The sequence below is a fragment of the Salinimicrobium profundisediminis genome (assembly GCF_026241755.1).
Taxonomy (GTDB): domain Bacteria; phylum Bacteroidota; class Bacteroidia; order Flavobacteriales; family Flavobacteriaceae; genus Salinimicrobium; species Salinimicrobium profundisediminis.
In genome coordinates, this window is the sequence record NZ_JAPJDA010000030.1 from 26471 (window position 1) to 44289 (window position 17819).

Below are 17819 nucleotides of genomic sequence, written 5' to 3' on the forward strand. Positions count from 1 at the left end.
AAGTTTTCCAATTTCCTCTGAAGTTTTAGCATAGAGGAAAGAGCAAGGTTTGAAATAAAATAAGTCGGGATCAAAACATTGATCCCGACTTATTTTGTTTTTACTGAAGTGTCAAAAATGGCATTTTTAAGCCTGCTTCAGGTTTTGACGTTTAATATAGAACTCATCTTCCTGCACCTGTACTGCTTCAGGAGAATTCACCTGCTGTTCTAGCTTTTGCCATTTTTCCGTAGGATAGAGGCGCAGCTCTTTTCCTTCAATAGTTACATCTACAGGCATATCAAATCCTTCAACATCGGCTTTCCATTTGTAGAGAATACTGCCTTTTTCCTGCTTAAACTGCAGTTCGGGTAAGGCAGCGTGCCTCAGGTATTGTTCGAATACCGGTTGCAGGTCATATTTTATGGCAGTATTAAAGAAATCTTCGGTGGTTTGGGTAGTAATGATCTTATGGCGATTGGTTTCGGTATAATCTTTTAAGATTTTCCACCACAAATCATCATCATTATAGATGCTTCTAATAGTGTTTAGCAGGTTAGCGCCTTTGTAGTACATGTCTCCCGACCCTTCACTGTTCACCCCATATGTGCCAATGATCTTTGTGCTGTTGGCAATGTTGTTCCTTATACCTTTAAGGTAGTTGACGGCTTCCTGTTTTCCCCAGCGGCACTCAATGTAAACCGCTTCAGAATAAGTGGTAAAGCCTTCATGTATCCACATATCGGCGATATCTTTGGCTGTAATGCTGTTTCCAAACCACTCGTGTCCAGATTCATGGATGATGATAAAATCCCATTTTAAGCCCACACCTGTGCCGCTTAGATTCCTGCCCAAATAACCCATTTGATATTGGTTGCCATAGGCCACGGCGCTTTGGTGTTCCATACCCAGGTAAGGCGTTTCCACCAGTTTAAACCCGTCTTCTTCAAAAGGGTAGGCCCCAAATTTTTCATAGAAGCAGTTCATCATAAACTTCACTTCTTCAAACTGCTTTTTAGCCTTTTCGAGGTTGTAAGGCAACACGTAATAATCCAGGTCCAGATGGCGGAACCTGTCTTTAAAATGAACATAATTACCTATGTTCACAACAATATTGTAATTGTTGATGGGGTTGTTCACCTTCCAGTTCCAGCGGGTATAACCGTCATCCAGGATTTCTTTTCCGTGGAAGCGACCGTTAGAAACGTTCATAAGATCGTTGGGAACAGCGATTCCAATAAGGGCTTCTTCGGGTTCGTCGCTTTGGTGATCTTTACTAGGATACCAGAGGCTTGCTCCCGTCCCCTGAACCGCAACCGCGATCCATGGGTTGCCCTGCTGGTCTTTTTCAAATAGAAATCCGCCGTCCCACGGGGCATTTTTGGCAACTATCGGATTTCCTGAGTAGTAAAAAAGAACAGAGTCTATTGCATTTTTTTCTACCTGTGGCACCAAATCGATAAAAACGGCATTGTGGCGCCGTTTAAAATCCATTCTTTTTCCGCGGAAGATAATAGAGTCAACCCTCATATTCCTGAAGAGATCCACCTGCATTACGGGAAGGTCTTCTTCGGCCTTAAAGCTGATGCCGTTATAACCCGAAATGAACTTTTCTTCGGGCACCACCTTTACCTGCAGGTTGTATTTGAGTACATCATACTCTCTTTCGGCCCTCAAAGAACCACGCAGCGTATCGGCTTCGGTGAATTGAGATTTATTGGTGAGCACCTGGCCCTGTAGGGGTACAGCTGCAAGAATTAAAACAAAAATAATAGAGGTGAAAAATCGCATTTTTGAGAAGTATTAGGTCTGGATCACACCCAGGTTAAAATCTTTTTCGATAGGGGCATTATTGGCTGCTTCAATTCCTGTAGAGAGCCATTTCCTGGTTTCGAGAGGATCTATCACCGCATCGGTCCACAAATGGGCAGCAGCGTAATATGCTGAAGTCTGCCTGTCGTACCTGGCCTTGATCTCATCGAACACTTTTTTCTCCTTTTCGGCGTCTACTTTTTCCCCTTTTTTCTCCAGGGCCGCAGTTTCAATCTGCGCCAGTACTTTTGCCGCCTGGGTACCGCCCATAACAGCGAGTTCGGCACTGGGCCAGGCGAAAATGAGGCGTGGGTCATAGGCCTTACCGCACATAGCGTAGTTACCGGCACCGTAGGAGTTTCCAATGATCACTGTAAACTTTGGGACTACCGAATTACTCACCGCATTTACCATTTTTGCCCCGTCTTTAATAATGCCGCCATGTTCACTCTTGCTGCCCACCATAAAGCCGGTCACATCCTGAAGAAATACCAACGGAATTTTCTTCTGATTACAATTGGCTATGAACCGGGTAGCTTTATCGGCCGAGTCTGAATAAATCACCCCGCCAAACTGCATCTCTTTTTTGGCACTTTTGACAATCTTGCGCTGGTTGGCCACGATACCAACGGCCCACCCATCAATTCGGGCATAGGCGGTAATGATGGTTTGCCCGTAACCTTCTTTGTACTCCTGAAATTCAGAATTGTCTACCAGCCTGGCAATGATCTCCCGCATGTCGTACTGTTCGTTACGCTGCTTGGGAAGGATTCCGTAGATATCCTGCGGATCTTTTGCCGGCTTTACCGGATCCTTGCGGTTGTACCCGGCCTTGTCATTATCCCCAATCTTATCTATAAGCCCTTTAATAGTATCGAGGGCGTCTTTATCATCTTTGGATTTATAATCGGTAACGCCGCTAATTTCACTGTGGGTTGTGGCACCGCCCAGGGTTTCGTTGTCGATAGATTCGCCAATAGCGGCTTTAACGAGGTAGCTGCCGGCCAGGAAAATACTTCCGGTTTTGTCAACAATAAGGGCTTCATCACTCATTATTGGCAGGTAAGCCCCTCCGGCAACGCAACTTCCCATCACGGCAGAGATTTGCGTGATGCCCATGCTGCTCATTATAGCGTTATTTCTAAAGACCCTTCCGAAGTGTTCTTTATCGGGAAAGATCTCATCCTGCATAGGGAGGTAAACCCCGGCCGAATCTACAAGGTAAATGATGGGCAGTCGGTTTTCAATAGATATTTCCTGGGCTCGCAGGTTCTTCTTTGCGGTAATGGGAAACCAGGCACCGGCTTTTACCGTGGCATCGTTGGCCACCACGATACATTGTTTGCCAGAGATTTTCCCAATCTTCACCACCACGCCGCCACTTGGGCAGCCGCCGTGTTCTGTGTACATTCCGTCTCCTGCAAATGCTCCTATTTCAATAGCTTCCTGGGCATCGTCAAGCAAATAATCTACGCGCTCACGGGCGGTCATTTTGCCTTTGGCGTGATGTTTTGCAATGCGTTTTTCGCCGCCGCCCAACTTTACCTCTTTGAGGCGTCGCTTAAGCTCTGATACTAATAATTTGTTGTGGTCTTCGTTCTTGTTGAATTCAATATCCATTTATAAGATCTAAAAGTCGTTGTGGTTAACACTCTACCCCTTTAAAAAGCTGTGTAGATTTATCAATGGTCGCTAAAATACAAAAACCCTGCAACTAAAAATCCTTATAAAAACATATAAAAATGCGATCTTTGTCATAGAAGAGGTCATTTTACAATACTACTTTTACGGCCTTTTGGCAAAGACTGCCATAAAACTAATTACTCGCTGCATAAGATGGGAATGAATAAGAACACGATTTTTGGATGGGCATCATTTTGCATGCTCCTTATAGGTATAGCTTTGGTTTTGCTGGGGGTGCTCAAGTACCAGGATCAGGCTATAGGTTTTTCTACCGTAGGGATTGGCTTCTTTGTAATGTCCTGGGCTTTTAATGCTTTAAAAGGAAGGGTTTAAAAATAGTATTTTCGCCCGGGATTTTTTCTGAAGAGATCCGGGAACAAAAAGCAAAATTGATCAAACTATAACTTTTTAAACTGAAGATTCATCCTGTCCTTTTTTGAATGAACCTTCAGAAGTGATTAGTTTGGTGTTGCAGTGCTTCGTGCCTAAATTAAAAGGAAAACCCGAAACCAATATTGGCAATTAAGCCTTTAAAAAGTATATCTGCCGAAGCTAACTCTTCTTCAAAATCGTAAATATCCCTCTCTGTGGTGCCATCGGGATACCTCACCTGGTAATCTATGGTTTTGGGAAGAGAGGAGAAGGCATAGCCAATTTCTGGCCGAAAATAGAACAGGCCGCCCAGTTTGGCGCCTAATTTAATGTTGAAAGAACTGTGGTTGTAATCAATATACCCGGTGCCATCCATCCCGTCTTCATTGACATCTGTCTGGCCTTCAAACTTCATTTGGCCATAGCTCACCCCGGCATAAAGGCCTTTGCCCGCTTTAAAAATATAATAATTTATTCCGCCTTCAATATAGGAGTAACTAAGATCGGTAGTTTCGGTGTCACCAGATTCATCTTCAGATAAAAACCAGTCAGATTCAATGGTCGAATAATCCAGGCTTACAGAAACCTTGTCGTTTAAAAGCGGCGTCACGTATTCTACATTCCCGCCCACCATGTTTGGAAATCCAATTTTCACACCCAGGCGTATGGGTCTTACCTTATAATCCCTTTGTTCCGGAAGCTGCTCCTGTGCCTGTATAAAACCGGTGTTTAACAGTAAAGTAGCCAGGGCTAAAAAGAAGAGCGGGGTGGTGAATATTTTCATGACGCTAATATTATGTTATAACCTAAAGATATCTCATTAAAAATGAGGCTGCAATACCCATAAATAAGTAATTTTAAGGAAATTGAATTTCAATTAAGCCTATGGATAATTTGAAAGAAAGTTTGGTGAAGCATTTAAAAGGCGGCGAAGCTTTTATGCCGGTAGATAAGATGATTGAAAAAATACCCTTTTTGGAACTGGGGAAAAGGCCTGCAGATCTTCCTTATTCATTCTTTGAGATCTTCTCTCATATTCGTTTTACGCAGAAAGATATTCTAGATTATTGTACACAAACTGATTATAAGGCACCCGAATGGCCTAAGGATTACTGGCCAGAGAAATCTTCTCCCGATGATGAAATTGCCTGGAAGGAGCTGGTAGATGCTTATTTTAAGGAGAGGGATGAGCTAGAGGAGCTTATACTTTCCGAAGAAAAAGATCTTATGGATACAGTACCTTCCGGCGTAAATCATACGCTTTTCAGGGAGATTCTACTGGTCATTGAACATACCGCTTATCACAGCGGGCAACTTTTAATTATCTTAAGGCACCTGGGACTTCATTCCTCTTGAAATTATTCTGATGCAGCCTTAAAATCAATTCTAAAATTATGATATTTGTCTGTTAGAATAAACCGGGAGTTCTTATTAAGAACTTCGAAATAATAAACTGAAAACAGCATTTTATGGCAGATGATAAGAAAATAATTTTCTCGATGTCGGGAGTTACAAAGACCTACCAGTCAGCAAATACGCCGGTACTTAAGAATATTTACCTCAGCTTCTTTTACGGGGCAAAAATTGGTATTCTTGGTCTTAACGGTTCCGGGAAATCGACCTTGCTCAGAATTATTGCAGGTGAAGAAAAGAATTACCAGGGAGATGTGGTCTTTGCACCAGGCTATTCAGTAGGATATCTTGAACAGGAGCCAAAACTCGATGACGATAAAACTGTACTGGAAATTGTAAAGGAAGGGGCAGCCGAGACCGTGGCTATTCTTGAAGAGTACAACAAGATCAACGACATGTTTGGTCTACCTGAAGTTTACGAAGATCCAGATAAGATGCAGAAGCTTATGGATAAGCAGGCTGCACTACAGGACCAAATTGATGCGAGCAATGCGTGGGAATTGGATACCAAGCTGGAGATAGCCATGGATGCGCTTAGAACGCCCGATCCCGATAAGAAAATCGGAGTACTTTCGGGTGGGGAACGAAGAAGGGTAGCGCTGTGCCGACTACTGCTTCAGGAGCCGGATGTGCTACTTCTGGATGAGCCTACCAACCACCTTGATGCAGAATCTGTATTATGGCTGGAACAACACCTTCAGCAGTATAAAGGAACAGTGATTGCCGTAACGCACGACCGTTATTTCCTCGATAACGTAGCTGGCTGGATCCTGGAACTTGACAGGGGAGAAGGAATTCCGTGGAAAGGAAATTACTCCTCATGGCTCGATCAAAAAGCCAAACGCCTTGCACAGGAGCAAAAGCAGGCAAGCAAGCGTCAAAAAACGCTTGAGCGAGAGCTGGAATGGTCAAGAATGGCACCTAAAGGAAGACAGGCCAAACAAAAGGCCCGTTTGAACAACTACGATAAGCTGCTTAGCCAGGATCAAAAACAAATGGACGAACAACTGGAGATCTATATTCCAAATGGCCCGCGTTTGGGAACCAATGTGATTGAGGCTAAGGGTGTGAGCAAGGCTTTTGATGACAAATTGTTATATGATGATCTCAACTTTAAGTTGCCGCAGGCCGGGATTGTGGGGATTATTGGACCAAACGGTGCCGGTAAAACCACGATCTTTAAGATGATCATGGGGGAAGAACAACCTGATAAAGGTACTTTTGAAGTAGGGGATACAGCAAAGATTGCCTACGTAGACCAAAGTCACACCAATATAGATCCTGAAAAAACTATTTGGCAGAACTTCAGCGATGAACAGGAGTTGGTGCTTATGGGAGGCCGGCAGGTGAATTCAAGAGCATATTTGAGCAGGTTTAACTTCAGCGGAAGCGAACAGAACAAGAAGGTGAGCAAATTGTCTGGTGGGGAAAGAAACCGCCTGCACCTGGCCATGACCTTAAAGGAAGAAGGGAACGTTTTACTTCTGGATGAGCCTACCAACGATCTTGATGTGAACACCTTGAGAGCTCTTGAAGAAGGTCTTGAGAATTTTGCAGGCTGTGCTGTGATCATCTCTCACGACAGGTGGTTTATGGACAGGGTTTGTACTCATATCCTCGCATTTGAAGGAAACTCGGAAGTATATTTCTTTGAAGGCAGTTTCTCTGAATACGAAGAGAACAGGAAGAAACGTCTTGGCGATGTGGCTCCAAAGAGAATTAAATACAAGAAGCTGGTACGCTAAGTATTAGCTCCTTTTAAGTCTATCCATTATTAGCTGAAAACTTCAGCTGGTAATGGATATTTTTTTGGTGAAAGTTGTTACAGCCGATTAGATAGCACAAACCTTATCAATTCCCCTTTTTTATTGAGCTGAAGTTTTTCTTTAATATTCTTCACGTGGGTGTCTACAGTAAGTTTAGATATGCACAGCTCTTTTCCAATCACCTTGTTTGTCTTTCCGGTAGCCAGAGATTGCAGGATCTCGACCTCCCGTTTGCTCAGTTTTTCGGTTACTGAAGTATCCTGTGTGGGCTGAATGTAATTTTCACGGTTTTTTAGTGCCAGGTTGAGGGTGGTGAGTAACTGCTGATTGTTGAATGGCTTCAGAATATAGGCATAGGGGGTAACTTCTTCGGCATACTCCATGACCTGCGGATTGGAATAGGCTGTAAGGAAAATGACCGGCCCGTGTTGATCAAGTTGATGAAATTTCTGAATGATCTCAATACCATTCATTCTGTCCTGCAGGTTGATATCGCAAATTACCCCACTATAGCTCTCATGCTGCAGGCTTTCAACAGCCTTATCTACATTTGAAGAAATAGAGACTTCGTAAGAATTCTTTTTTAGAAAAATCCGCAAGCTTTCGGCGATAATGATTTCATCTTCAATGATCAGGATTTTATTCATAAGCAGTTAGGTTTAAGAACGCGGTGAAACTTAACATTTAAATAAGATAACAATATGGGCTCCTTCGGGTACCTTCAGGATCTCGAGATGGCCCTTTAACTGTCTCGCCAGGTTTTCTACAAGATTAAAGCCCAGGGAATTTTCATCTTTGAAATTGTCAGGGATTCCTATGCCGTTGTCTTTATAATCAAGCCTTATAAGTTCGCCTTCCCGGGAAAGGGAAATTTCGATCTTCTTGTTGTTTCTATTGCCGGGAAAAGCATGTTTCAGCGTATTGGTAACCAGTTCATTAATAATGATGCCCAGGGGGGTGATACATTTTTTGTGCACTTTCAGCACTTCCAGGTTAAAATCTAAATGCACCCCCTCGTCCATAAAGCTCACGAGTTCCCTGGCCAGGCTGGAGACGAATTCATCCAGCTTAAAATTTTCACCAGGTTTTTTGGCACCTAACAAATCGTGAATGGCTGCAATGGTAAACAGCCTGTTTTGCGCCGCCTGAAGGTTATTTCTGGCCGATTCATCCTGAATAGTCTCTTTTTGGATATCGAGCAAACTTGCAATGAGCTGGAGGTTGTTTTTCACGCGGTGGTTGAGTTCCTGCATTAAAAAAGCGATGTTGTTTTTTTGCTCTTTTGCGAGGTGCATGGCCTTACTAAGGTCGTTGTTGGTTTTTCTAAGCTCGGCAGTGCGGCCTTCCACCATTTTGTGAAGGCGCAGGTTCTCTGCTTTTTTTAGGTTGTACCTGTACAGGTAAACCCCGGTGATGAGCAGTAGGAAGAAGAGAATGGCAAAAGCCCTGAACCAGACAGTTTTATACCAGGGGGCTCTTATGGTAAGCACGAGGGAATCTGGTGCTCCCCATTTCAAATCGTTGTTGCTGCCTTTTACCAGGAAGGTATAGGTTCCCGGGTTGAGGTTGGTGTAGGTAGTAGAGCGTTCTTTTGTCACCGGGCGCCAGTCTTTGTCAAAGCCCAGCATTTTAAACTGGTAATTGTTCTTCTGCGGAAGCAAAAAATTAAGTGCCGTGAATTTAAAAGTAATTACGTTCTCATCGTGTTCAAAAGAAAGCGTGTCGGTATAAATTACATTACGTTCAATGGGTGTTCCAAAGAGCTCTACCTCTTCAATAATCGTTCTTCCGGCGTGGGTATTTACAGGTATACTGTCGGCGTGGAATTTATTGTAGCCGTTCATGCCCCCAAAGTACAGGTAGCCCAGGCTGTCTTTATAAGCTGCCTTGCCATTGAATTCGTTGTTCTGTAGCCCGTCCTGTTCTGTAAAGTTGGTAAAAGTTTCAGTTTCCCGGTCAAATTTTGAAAGTCCGCGGTTTGTACTCACCCAAATATCGTTGTTATTATCGGCGAGCACGCCGTAAATAAAATCATTGGGTAGCCCCGGCTGTTCCAGGTAAGAAGTGATTTCATCGGTCTGCAGGTCGAGTTTGTTAAGCCCCTGCGCCGTACCTATCCAGAGATTATTGTTCTCATCCTGGGTAATACTAAAAACCCGGTCGTTGCTAAGAGAACCTTCGGAACCCGACTTGTGCGTATACTGCCGGGTTTCACTGCCCGAAATTCTATAAAGCCCATCGTCGGCACCCAGCCAGATGGTCCCGTCTTCACTAATGAAGGATGCTCTTGATCTATGGATATCCCGGCCATTTATTTTTACCTGATGGGCTTCAAAAGTTTGTGGATCTACCGAATAGATTCCCGAAGCCCAGGTGCTCACCCATATGCTGTCTTTGCTTAACGGAATGATCTCCGCCACATCCCGGTCGGGAATGCCGGTTAAAGGAGTAACGTCTTTAAAAAGGTCTTTTTTCCTGTTGTATTTCTCAAGGCCAAGGTCAAATCCGCCACCCCAAATTTGTCCCTGCGAATCTTTGACCAGTGTGTAACCCAATTTGTTGGTGCGGTACAGCTCATAGGTATCCGCACGCATATCGTGCTTCACATAACCAATAGCGGTGGCCATCCACAGAGTTTCGCCTTCTCTCAGAAAGTTGAAAATGCTTATGAAGTCTTTTTCGGGTTCGTTTTTAAGTTCTATGCGCTGTGGAGTGAACTTTTGCCTGGCCGGATGATAGTAGAACATGCCTTTTCCCTGTGATCCCATCCAAACGCCCCCGCCGGCATCCTGTTTAACCTGAAGGATCTCTACAGGAGAAAATACTTCCTTCTCAAAACCGGCCAGCACTACAGGTTTGACCTTATAAGTTTGTTTGTTGAGAAATTTGATGCCCTTGGTGCCTCCAAGGAGGTAGTAATCTTCATTCCAGTCAAAGAAACAACGAATACCCGATTCCTGTTCGGGCTGCCCAATGAGCTGTAATTCTTCCGAAGAAAAAGAGTATTTAAAAAGCCCTTTTTGAGTACCTATCAAAACTTCATTAGCCGCTCTTTTCTGAAAAGCATGTACCGGATTATTGTCCAGCGTATTAAACTGCGGCATATCTTCAATGGTCATTTTTTGAAGATCGAGTTTCAAAATACCGTTAAAGTAGGTGCCCAGCCAGATGTTCTCTTCGGAATGATTGATGAGGCCCAGCACGTAATCATTGGCAGCGGGATTGGGCAGGGGGAGAGTAGTGATCCCGCCAGATTTCCTGTTAATAAGGATGCAGTTTTTAAGAGTGGCTGCCAGGAGATACTTGCTGTTCACCTCATAAATGCCATGGGCAAAACTAAGGGAAGGATCGGAAGCAATTTTTTGATGATCCTTGTAATGCAGAAATTTGTTCTGCGACGGAATATATGCCTGCACTGAATGGGTATTGGTGCCCAGCCAAAGCGTGTCATTCCTGTAAAGCAGCCCCCGAATATGATCATCGGTGAGACCTGAAGTTTCATCGGTTCCCTGAGAATAGGTGTACATATTATAGCCATTGAACCTGTTGAGCCCATCTTCGGTACCTGCCCACAAATAACCATTTTCGTCAAAATCGAATTGTAAAACATTCAGTTGGGAAAGATCCTGCTTTTGGGCTATCTGGGAAACCCGAAGCGTGTCACCGGCAGGTAACTGTAAATTTTGAGCCCATCCGGTACAGGTAAATAATACAATAAAAATTAGATGTAAAGTTTTCGCCATACTTTTCCCTGAATTCTAAAACTACTTATTTTAAGCGGAATTTATAAAATTTTTAAGAAAATCCTGTTTGTGAATAAAATACAAGCTTTTGCATTTTTCTGAAGTAAAGAAAAAGGAAAGAAGATTGTCAAAAAAGGCGTTTTTCAATGATCATTTGAAGTTTATTAATGAAAAAACCCGCTTTTTTTTAGCGGGTTTAAAGTTAGGGTCTAGGTCTACGATTAAGATTCTTCTTCGGGGTACCAGTTGGCCAGCACCACTTCTACCTCGCTGTTTCCTTCGTTTACCAGTTGTTTGAATTTGTCAACATCGGCTTTTCCATCCTGTCCACGAAAGTGGTACGGATAGACTTTTTCGGGTGCAAACTCGATCACTGCATCTGCAGCTGCATCAACCGGCATGGTGTAAGGCAGGTTCATTGGCACCAGCGCAATAACTATGTTTTCGAGGTTTCTCATTTCGGGGATGTCTTCGGTGTCTCCGGCTATGTAAAGCCTTTGTCCGTCTTTTTCAAGAACATACCCGTTGCCGCGGCCTTTTGGGTGGAACTGTTTTGCTTCTTCCCGCAGGTTGTACATAGGGATAGCTTCAATGGCAATCCCACTTTGACTTAAATTTTCTCCGTTGTTCATCACGGTGATTTTTGTCGCTAAAGAATCAGGCAGCTCATCTTTCACGGCCTGCGGCGCAATGATGGGCGTGTCGCCAAGGTTCAAAGCAGCCAGGGTTTCAGCGCTCATGTGATCTCCGTGAATGTCGGTCACCAGCACCAAATCAGCTTCTTCCATACCTGTAAAAGCTTCGGCGCCTCCCACGGGATCGAGGTAAATGGTCGTGTCTCCCCAATTGATTACAGCAGTGGCGTGTGAAATGGGATTGATGTCTATTTCAGCAGTATCTGTAGCGGCAGCTGTTTCTCCTTCGAGCACGTCTTCTCCTGTAACATCAGGAACTTCGCGGTTTTCATTTTTGCAGGATAAGAAAGAACCGGCCACCATGGCGAATAATAAAATACGTTTCATAAAAAAATCAGTTTCCAATAAAACTAATGAAAACTGAAGCTTTTCACCCTAAGTTTAATAGTACTTTAAGAAAGCGGTAGTTCCATTTTGATATCACCACGCGCATAAGGATTGTTCTCCCCAATGGGAATTTCCCTAAAACCGTATTTTTTGTAGATGTGAATGGCGTTCTCCAGCTTTCGGTTTGAGTAGATAATGAGTTTTTCCCAGCCTCTGCTTTTGGCAAAATCAAGGGTGTGCTGCATTAGCTTCTGGCCAATATTTTTTCCCTGTGCTGCAGGGGCTACAGCCATTTTTGTGAGCTCAAAGATTCCCTCATCAATTTTCATCAAAGCCACCGTCCCAAGAATCCTGTCATTTTCGCGGACAAAGAAAATGTTGCCTCCCGGTTCAATAATGTGTTTTTCTGGCTTGCCTAAAACCTCTTCATCATGAGGTTCTACCCAAAAATATTTTTCCAGCCATTCAATATTCAGTTGCCGAAAGTCTTCGGCATATTTTTGGTCAAATGATATGATCTCCATTTATTCTCCGATTTCCCGCTTTTGCCAGGGCCATTTTCCCTCCAGCTCCACTTGCAAAGAAAGACTTAAAAAAGTTCGTATTAAAACAATTACACCCAGCACAAGTACATTATTCATTGTAGGGTCTGTGCTTACCGTAGCAATAATATCGCCTGCCACTAAAAATTCAAGTCCCAGTAAAATTGCCTTTCCCAGGTCATGTCTAAAGGTTCTGTAACTACTGCCGTCTTCATGCCTGTCAAAAAAATACCTGTAAAGAGCAAAAAGTGGCCCTATGATCATCACCAAAACCCCGGCAACTTCAATACCCAGCGCGGCCCATTCCACGTAATACTGTACAGTTTCATGCATGTGTTTTCTCTTTTAAGAAATCAGTTACTAAATAACTTAGCGCTTTTCCGGTAGGAAAATTATTGGTTGCTACAGCTTCACAAATGTGAAGATAGCAACAATTTCGCTCTTTTGCAGCCTCTCTTATCATCTCCCGGGCTTCATCAAGCTCAAGGCCGGCGGGCGAAACAGCGCTGCTGGGAAAGTTTGCAATCGCATCACAATCCAGTTCAAGGCCAAATTTTTCCTGTTTTACAAAATCCAGCAGTTCCAAAAATGCCATTTTTCGCTTATGCTTCGGAAGCTCTTCAAGCAGGTGGTATTGATATGCTTCGGAAGCATTCATCACATCAAAGATATATTGAGGGGTGTAATTCTGATGGAGCCCGAAAACCGAATACCTCTCTAAAAAGCCATTTTTGAAGGTATAGCTGAAGCCGTTCCCACTGTGACGATGTTCCAGCCTTCGCAGGTCGGTATGTGCATCTATATTCAGTACGTTTATGGGATGATTAAAAGCTTCTGAAGCTCCTTTTAAATTGCCAAACGCATTGTTATGTCCGCCGCCAATGATCACCGGAAATTTTCCTGCTAAAATGACATTTTTGACAACCTCACTAACTGCAGTATCCAGTTGCTCCACAAGATCGCCCAGCTTCTGAACGTAATTGGGATCTGAAACATCAATATTTCCGGCCTTTTCCATCACTTCGGAAGTATTGATCTCTCCTAAAAGCAGTACATTTTCTCCCGAATTAAACTGGTTTTCCTGAACATTGAGAAAAGCTCCCAAAAATGCCTGCCATGCATTTGAAGTTCCGGGTTTTCCGAAGTTTGCCCGCACGCCAATGTCTTCAGGGATCCCAAAAATGACAATTTCGGCTCCCGATTTTTGAACGTCCTCAAAACTCGTGGCAACCATAATTTTCTCTCCCAGTTTAGTTTCTCCCTGCCGGGTTGAGATCAGCTTTGAAACCTGTTTTTCAGAATAAAACTTCAACTGATTCATTTATACCTTTTTTCCGTTTATATAAACCGAATTAATGTGGTTGGCGCCAAAGGAGTAAGGCATAAACCCGTAAGAAGGGATCTCTTCGGTAAGGATGAGGTTTGCGGCTTTGCCTTTGGTGATGCTGCCGTGGGTGTCGAGAATATCCATTGCATAAGCCGCATTAATTGTGGCCGCATTAATGGCTTCTTCGGGGTTCAATTTCATCTTTATGCAGGCCAGGGAGATCACCAGGTTCATGTTTCCGTTGGGAGTACTCCCGGGGTTGTAATCGGTGGCCAGGGCAAGTGGCAGTCCGGCGTCAAGGATTTGTCGGGCCGGGGAGTAGGGAATTCCGAGGAAAAGAGAGCAGGAGGGCAGTGCTACCGGCATGGTGCCGCTATCTTCTAGCGCATCAAGATCGTCGGGCTCCATCACTTCCAGGTGGTCTACAGAAAGTGCATTATGTTCTACTGCGGCTTTGATACCGCCAATGGCATTGAATTGATTGACGTGGATCTTTGGCCTGAGCCCATTTTTTTTTCCGGCTTCTAAAACCCGGTGTGTATCTTCTACTGAAAAATAGCCTTTTTCGCAGAAAATATCTACAAATTCGGCCAGCCCTTCTTCAGCTACTTTTGGGATCATTTCATTAACGAGCAGGTCGAGATAGCCGTCTTTGTCGTTTTTGTATTCCGGCGGAATTGCATGAGCGCCCAAAAAGGTCGCTTTTACGGGCAATTTATAGTTTTCTTTCAGCTTTTTGATCACCCTCAACATTTTGAGTTCGGCAGCTGTGGTCAAACCGTAACCCGATTTGATCTCAATGGCCGTGGTACCCATCTTCATCACTTCTTCCAGCCGCCTGGCCGATTGCTGGTAGAGCTCTTCTTCAGAAGTTTCCTGCAGCTTTATGGCCGAGTTCACTATTCCGCCACCTTTTTCGGCGATTTCTTCATAAGTGAGGCCGTTAATGCGGTCTATGAATTCCTGTTCTCTATTTCCGGCGTAAACCAGGTGTGTGTGGGAATCTATCCAGCCCGGCAGCAGAAACTTTCCGGAGGCATCTACTTCAGAAACTCCTTCAAAAGAGGGAAGATCCTGCATTTTTCCGAAGTCGGCAATTTTCCCGTCCTCCACCAGCAACCAGGCGTTGTCTATAACGGGGAGTTCTTTCATTTCGCTGCCTCTTAAAGGTTTAAGGGTTTCCTCTCTTACCTGTACGAGCTGTTTGATGTTCTTAAAGATGGTTTTCATATCGTAAAGATAAAAAAGTGCCGAGAAATTACAGGGGCTGTCAGGGAGGAGTCTCAAAAATGGCATTTTTGGAACCCCGTCTTTTTCATTAATTATTTTTATCTTGGAAAAGAATTTTTTTGCGACAATTATGACTCATAAAAAACCCGGTCTCAATACCATTTGCACCCATGTGGGCGAGCTGAAAGATGAACAGTTTAAGGGCGCAGTGTCCCCGTTGTACATGTCAACTTCTTATGCATACGAAGATGTGGAGGTGAAACGCTACCCGCGATATTTCAATACGCCAAATCAACAGGCGCTGGCTCAAAAAATAGCCGCACTCGAGCATGGCGAAGCTGCTCTTATTTTTGGCAGCGGTATGGCTGCGGTAAGTACTTCGCTTTTTGCCTTTTTGCAGAAGGGAGATCACGTGGTGCTGCAAAAAACGCTGTATGGCGGTACAAGTAATCTTGTGGTCGAGGAATTTGAAAAATTCGGCATCGAATATTCCTTTGCAAAAGATCTTTCTGCGGAAGCTTTTGAGCACGAGATCCTGGAAAATACAAAAGTGATCTACATTGAAACTCCGTCAAACCCATTGTTAACAGTAACTGATATTGAAGCTGTGGCAAAGCTCGCAAAAAAGCGAGGGCTGGTGAGTATGATCGATAACACGTTTGCTTCACCCGTAAATCAAAACCCCATTGATTTTGGGATTGATGTGGTGATACATTCGGCCACAAAATACATGGGCGGTCACAGCGATATTCTTGCCGGGGCCGTGATCTCTTCGGAAGAAAAAATCGACAGGATCTTTCAGCTGGCCAAGAATTTCGGCGGAAGCCTTAGCGATTATACCGTTTGGCTTCTGGAACGCAGCCTGAAGACCATGGGACTTAGAGTAAAAGCACAGAATGAAAATGCACAAAAGCTGGCCGAATATCTTGAAAAGAATGAGTTGGTGCAGAAGGTCTATTATCCGGGATTGGCTTCTCATGACGGGCATGAACTGGCAAAGAAACAAATGCACGGGTTTGGCGGAATGCTGTCATTTGAACTGAAAGATCTCGATTCGCAGGCGTTTATGACGTACCTGAAGCTTATCAAACCCTCTATGAGCCTTGCCGGGGTAGAGTCGACCATTTTGTCACCTGCCAAGACCTCTCACGCCCTTTTAACTCCCGAAGATCGTGCAGCGCAGGGAATAAGTGATAAGCTCATGAGATTTTCGGTAGGTATCGAGGAACCCGAAGATCTTATTGCCGATATAGAACAAGCCCTGGAAGAGACGAAGAAGGATATGCTTGATGTTCGGCTGTAATGTTAGTACGCAGTTATAAGTATTCAGTGCTCAGTGCTCAGTGTTCAGTGGTCAGTGCTCAGTGTTCAGTGGTCAGAAAGTTTGCTGAAAAATCTTAGCTGATTAACAAAGAGAAGAGTAAATAAAAAATATACGTTTATTCGTGGCAACTAGAGGAACCAGGAATGAGTATCAAAAAGTGATCAGTGTTAAGTGCTCAGAAAGTTTGTTAAAAAAAGCTTAAGAGGAGTAATAAATAAAAATATTCGTGAATTCGTGGCTACTAGAGGAACAGGAATGATGAATTAGTATTAAAAAGTGCTCAGAAAGTTTGCTGAAAAAAGCTCCGACTGATCCATATTGAGAAGAGTAAATAAAAAATATACGTTTATTCGTGGCTAAATTTTCACGAACCAGACAAGAAAGATTACAAAAATGAAATTAGATATACTTGCCATTGGGGCACACCCCGATGATGTTGAATTGAGTTGCTCGGCTACCCTTGCCAAAGAAATTTCACGGGGCAAAAAAGTGGGGGTACTGGATCTTACCCGCGGGGAGCTGGGAACTCGTGGTACCGCCGAGATCAGGGATCAGGAGGCTGCCGATGCGGCAAAGATCCTGGGGCTGTCAATGCGCGAAAATCTCGAATTCAGTGATGGTTTTTTTGTGAATAACGTCTCTCATCAGCTTGAGATCATTAAAGTGCTGCGGAAGTACAAGCCAGATTTGGTGTTGTGTAATGCGATAGACGACCGGCATATAGATCATGGGAAAGGGGCAAAACTGGTAGCTGATGCCTGTTTTTTGAGTGGCTTGCGTAAGATTGAAACTATTTACAACGGGAATTCACAGGAGGCATGGCGCCCAAAGAATGTTTTTCACTACATACAATGGAAAAATCTTACCCCCGATGTTGTGGTAGATGTTACGGGCTTCATGGACAAGAAATTAGCCTCTGTTAAAGCCTACAGATCTCAGTTTTGGGACGAAAATAGTCAGGAGCCCGAAACTCCTATCTCAAGCAGTAATTTTTTTGACAGCATCACCTACAGGGCCAGGGATTTAGGTAGGCTCATCAACGTAGATTATGCCGAAGGATATAACGTGAGCCGACATGTAGCGGTAGATTCCCTGTTTGATCTCCTGTAAAAAATTCAATTTTTTTCTTTTGTAGAAGAGAGGAATTATATTACATTTGCATCCGATTAAAATGGTGGTTGTAGCTCAGCTGGTTAGAGCGCTGGATTGTGGTTCCAGAGGTCGCCGGTTCGAACCCGGTCTTCCACCCAAAAAGCTTCTTGTGAAAACAAGGAGCTTTTTTTGTTTTAGGGGATCCCGTCACGCAAATTATCCCCTCCTTTTGAGGGGTGGCCGCAGGTCGGGGTGGGGAATTGTGTCGCTCCGCTGGAGCTCATTTTGACCTTGAGATTTCTCTGCTATAAATATGCCGCTCCTCCGGAGCTCATATTGGTTCTGTGTGTTTTTCTATAGATATGCCGCTCCTTCGGAGCTTATTTGGGTCTTTGGGTTGCTCTGCTATAAATATGCCGCTCCTTCGGAGCGTATTCTTTTATTCTTGGAGGGTAAATACCCCGAGGCTTGCCTCGCGTGAAAAAAATAGTAATCTTTGAGCGTGAGCTCAAGT

General features: G+C 43.9%; 15 protein-coding genes and 1 tRNA gene. 6 read left to right on the forward strand and 10 right to left on the reverse strand.

Annotated features, from left to right (window positions below; translation table 11 throughout):
* Positions 1 to 126 precede the first annotated feature (126 nt).
* Both OQ279_RS15590 and OQ279_RS15595 read right to left on the reverse strand, forming a co-directional pair.
* Positions 127 to 1770 carry a M1 family metallopeptidase gene (locus OQ279_RS15590; RefSeq protein WP_266070938.1) on the reverse strand — a complete coding sequence of 548 codons (1644 nt, stop codon included), beginning with the start codon at positions 1768 to 1770 and terminating at the stop codon, positions 127 to 129.
* A 12-nt stretch (positions 1771 to 1782) separates the two neighbouring features.
* A complete protein-coding gene (locus OQ279_RS15595) occupies positions 1783 to 3411 on the reverse strand; it encodes an acyl-CoA carboxylase subunit beta (RefSeq protein ID WP_266070939.1) in 1629 nt (542 codons plus the stop codon).
* Between the two features lie 216 nt (positions 3412 to 3627).
* Here OQ279_RS15595 and OQ279_RS15600 point away from each other — a divergent pair, with 216 nt between their 5' ends.
* A complete protein-coding gene (locus OQ279_RS15600) occupies positions 3628 to 3807 on the forward strand; it encodes a CAL67264 family membrane protein (protein WP_266070940.1) in 180 nt (59 codons plus the stop codon).
* 157 nt (positions 3808 to 3964) lie between these two features.
* On the opposite strand, the gene OQ279_RS15605 is transcribed toward OQ279_RS15600, so the two are convergent.
* A complete protein-coding gene (locus tag OQ279_RS15605; RefSeq protein ID WP_266070941.1) occupies positions 3965 to 4630 on the reverse strand; it encodes a hypothetical protein in 666 nt (221 codons plus the stop codon).
* Positions 4631 to 4731: 101 nt separating this feature from the next.
* On the opposite strand from OQ279_RS15605, the gene OQ279_RS15610 reads away from it, so the two are divergent.
* Positions 4732 to 5202: a DinB family protein gene (locus tag OQ279_RS15610; RefSeq protein ID WP_266070942.1), complete on the forward strand. Its 471-nt coding sequence runs from the start codon at positions 4732 to 4734 to the stop codon at positions 5200 to 5202.
* Between the two features lie 113 nt (positions 5203 to 5315).
* A complete protein-coding gene (gene ettA, locus OQ279_RS15615; protein WP_266070943.1) occupies positions 5316 to 7004 on the forward strand; it encodes an energy-dependent translational throttle protein EttA in 1689 nt (562 codons plus the stop codon).
* Positions 7005 to 7081: 77 nt separating this feature from the next.
* Here ettA and OQ279_RS15620 read toward each other — a convergent pair whose 3' ends face one another.
* The 7 genes from OQ279_RS15620 to hutI all read right to left on the reverse strand — a co-directional run bounded on the left by OQ279_RS15620 (position 7082) and on the right by hutI (position 14889).
* Positions 7082 to 7672 carry a response regulator transcription factor gene (locus OQ279_RS15620; RefSeq protein ID WP_266070944.1) on the reverse strand — a complete coding sequence of 197 codons (591 nt, stop codon included), beginning with the start codon at positions 7670 to 7672 and terminating at the stop codon, positions 7082 to 7084.
* 30 nt (positions 7673 to 7702) lie between these two features.
* Entirely contained in the window at positions 7703 to 10768 is a 3066-nt protein-coding gene (locus OQ279_RS15625) for a ligand-binding sensor domain-containing protein (RefSeq protein ID WP_266070946.1), read from the reverse strand.
* A gap of 221 nt (positions 10769 to 10989) precedes the next feature.
* The gene (locus tag OQ279_RS15630) at positions 10990 to 11790 is read right to left on the reverse strand and encodes an MBL fold metallo-hydrolase (protein ID WP_266070947.1); all 801 of its coding nucleotides are present in this window, start codon (positions 11788 to 11790) and stop codon (positions 10990 to 10992) included.
* A gap of 65 nt (positions 11791 to 11855) precedes the next feature.
* Positions 11856 to 12314, reverse strand: coding sequence for a GNAT family N-acetyltransferase (locus tag OQ279_RS15635; protein WP_266070948.1), 459 nt, complete (start codon positions 12312 to 12314; stop codon positions 11856 to 11858).
* Complete coding sequence (locus OQ279_RS15640; protein ID WP_266070949.1) at positions 12315 to 12665, reverse strand: DUF1622 domain-containing protein; 351 nt, start codon at positions 12663 to 12665, stop codon at positions 12315 to 12317. It abuts the gene before it with no gap.
* Entirely contained in the window at positions 12658 to 13653 is a 996-nt protein-coding gene (locus OQ279_RS15645; RefSeq protein ID WP_266070950.1) for a formimidoylglutamase, read from the reverse strand. The genes OQ279_RS15640 and OQ279_RS15645 overlap by 8 nt, the downstream gene beginning before the upstream one ends.
* Positions 13654 to 14889, reverse strand: a complete 1236-nt coding sequence (gene hutI, locus OQ279_RS15650) for an imidazolonepropionase (protein ID WP_266070954.1) — start codon at positions 14887 to 14889, stop codon at positions 13654 to 13656.
* A gap of 130 nt (positions 14890 to 15019) precedes the next feature.
* On the opposite strand from hutI, the gene OQ279_RS15655 reads away from it, so the two are divergent.
* From OQ279_RS15655 to OQ279_RS15665, 3 genes are all read left to right on the forward strand, one after another.
* Complete coding sequence (locus OQ279_RS15655; protein ID WP_266070951.1) at positions 15020 to 16192, forward strand: trans-sulfuration enzyme family protein; 1173 nt, start codon at positions 15020 to 15022, stop codon at positions 16190 to 16192.
* A gap of 414 nt (positions 16193 to 16606) precedes the next feature.
* Positions 16607 to 17323: a bacillithiol biosynthesis deacetylase BshB1 gene (gene bshB1 / locus OQ279_RS15660; protein WP_266070952.1), complete on the forward strand. Its 717-nt coding sequence runs from the start codon at positions 16607 to 16609 to the stop codon at positions 17321 to 17323.
* Positions 17324 to 17386: 63 nt separating this feature from the next.
* Positions 17387 to 17462, forward strand: a tRNA-His gene (locus OQ279_RS15665).
* Positions 17463 to 17819: the final 357 nt, after the last annotated feature.

Coding starts and splice junctions, on each gene's coding strand:
- OQ279_RS15590 (WP_266070938.1), bottom strand. CDS start 1,770: ATGCGATTTTTCACCTCTATTATTTTTGTTTTAATTCTTGCAGCTGTA.
- OQ279_RS15595 (WP_266070939.1), bottom strand. CDS start 3,411: ATGGATATTGAATTCAACAAGAACGAAGACCACAACAAATTATTAGTA.
- OQ279_RS15600 (WP_266070940.1), top strand. CDS start 3,628: ATGGGAATGAATAAGAACACGATTTTTGGATGGGCATCATTTTGCATG.
- OQ279_RS15605 (WP_266070941.1), bottom strand. CDS start 4,630: ATGAAAATATTCACCACCCCGCTCTTCTTTTTAGCCCTGGCTACTTTA.
- OQ279_RS15610 (WP_266070942.1), top strand. CDS start 4,732: ATGGATAATTTGAAAGAAAGTTTGGTGAAGCATTTAAAAGGCGGCGAA.
- ettA (WP_266070943.1), top strand. CDS start 5,316: ATGGCAGATGATAAGAAAATAATTTTCTCGATGTCGGGAGTTACAAAG.
- OQ279_RS15620 (WP_266070944.1), bottom strand. CDS start 7,672: ATGAATAAAATCCTGATCATTGAAGATGAAATCATTATCGCCGAAAGC.
- OQ279_RS15625 (WP_266070946.1), bottom strand. CDS start 10,768: ATGGCGAAAACTTTACATCTAATTTTTATTGTATTATTTACCTGTACC.
- OQ279_RS15630 (WP_266070947.1), bottom strand. CDS start 11,790: ATGAAACGTATTTTATTATTCGCCATGGTGGCCGGTTCTTTCTTATCC.
- OQ279_RS15635 (WP_266070948.1), bottom strand. CDS start 12,314: ATGGAGATCATATCATTTGACCAAAAATATGCCGAAGACTTTCGGCAA.
- OQ279_RS15640 (WP_266070949.1), bottom strand. CDS start 12,665: ATGCATGAAACTGTACAGTATTACGTGGAATGGGCCGCGCTGGGTATT.
- OQ279_RS15645 (WP_266070950.1), bottom strand. CDS start 13,653: ATGAATCAGTTGAAGTTTTATTCTGAAAAACAGGTTTCAAAGCTGATC.
- hutI (WP_266070954.1), bottom strand. CDS start 14,889: ATGAAAACCATCTTTAAGAACATCAAACAGCTCGTACAGGTAAGAGAG.
- OQ279_RS15655 (WP_266070951.1), top strand. CDS start 15,020: ATGACTCATAAAAAACCCGGTCTCAATACCATTTGCACCCATGTGGGC.
- bshB1 (WP_266070952.1), top strand. CDS start 16,607: ATGAAATTAGATATACTTGCCATTGGGGCACACCCCGATGATGTTGAA.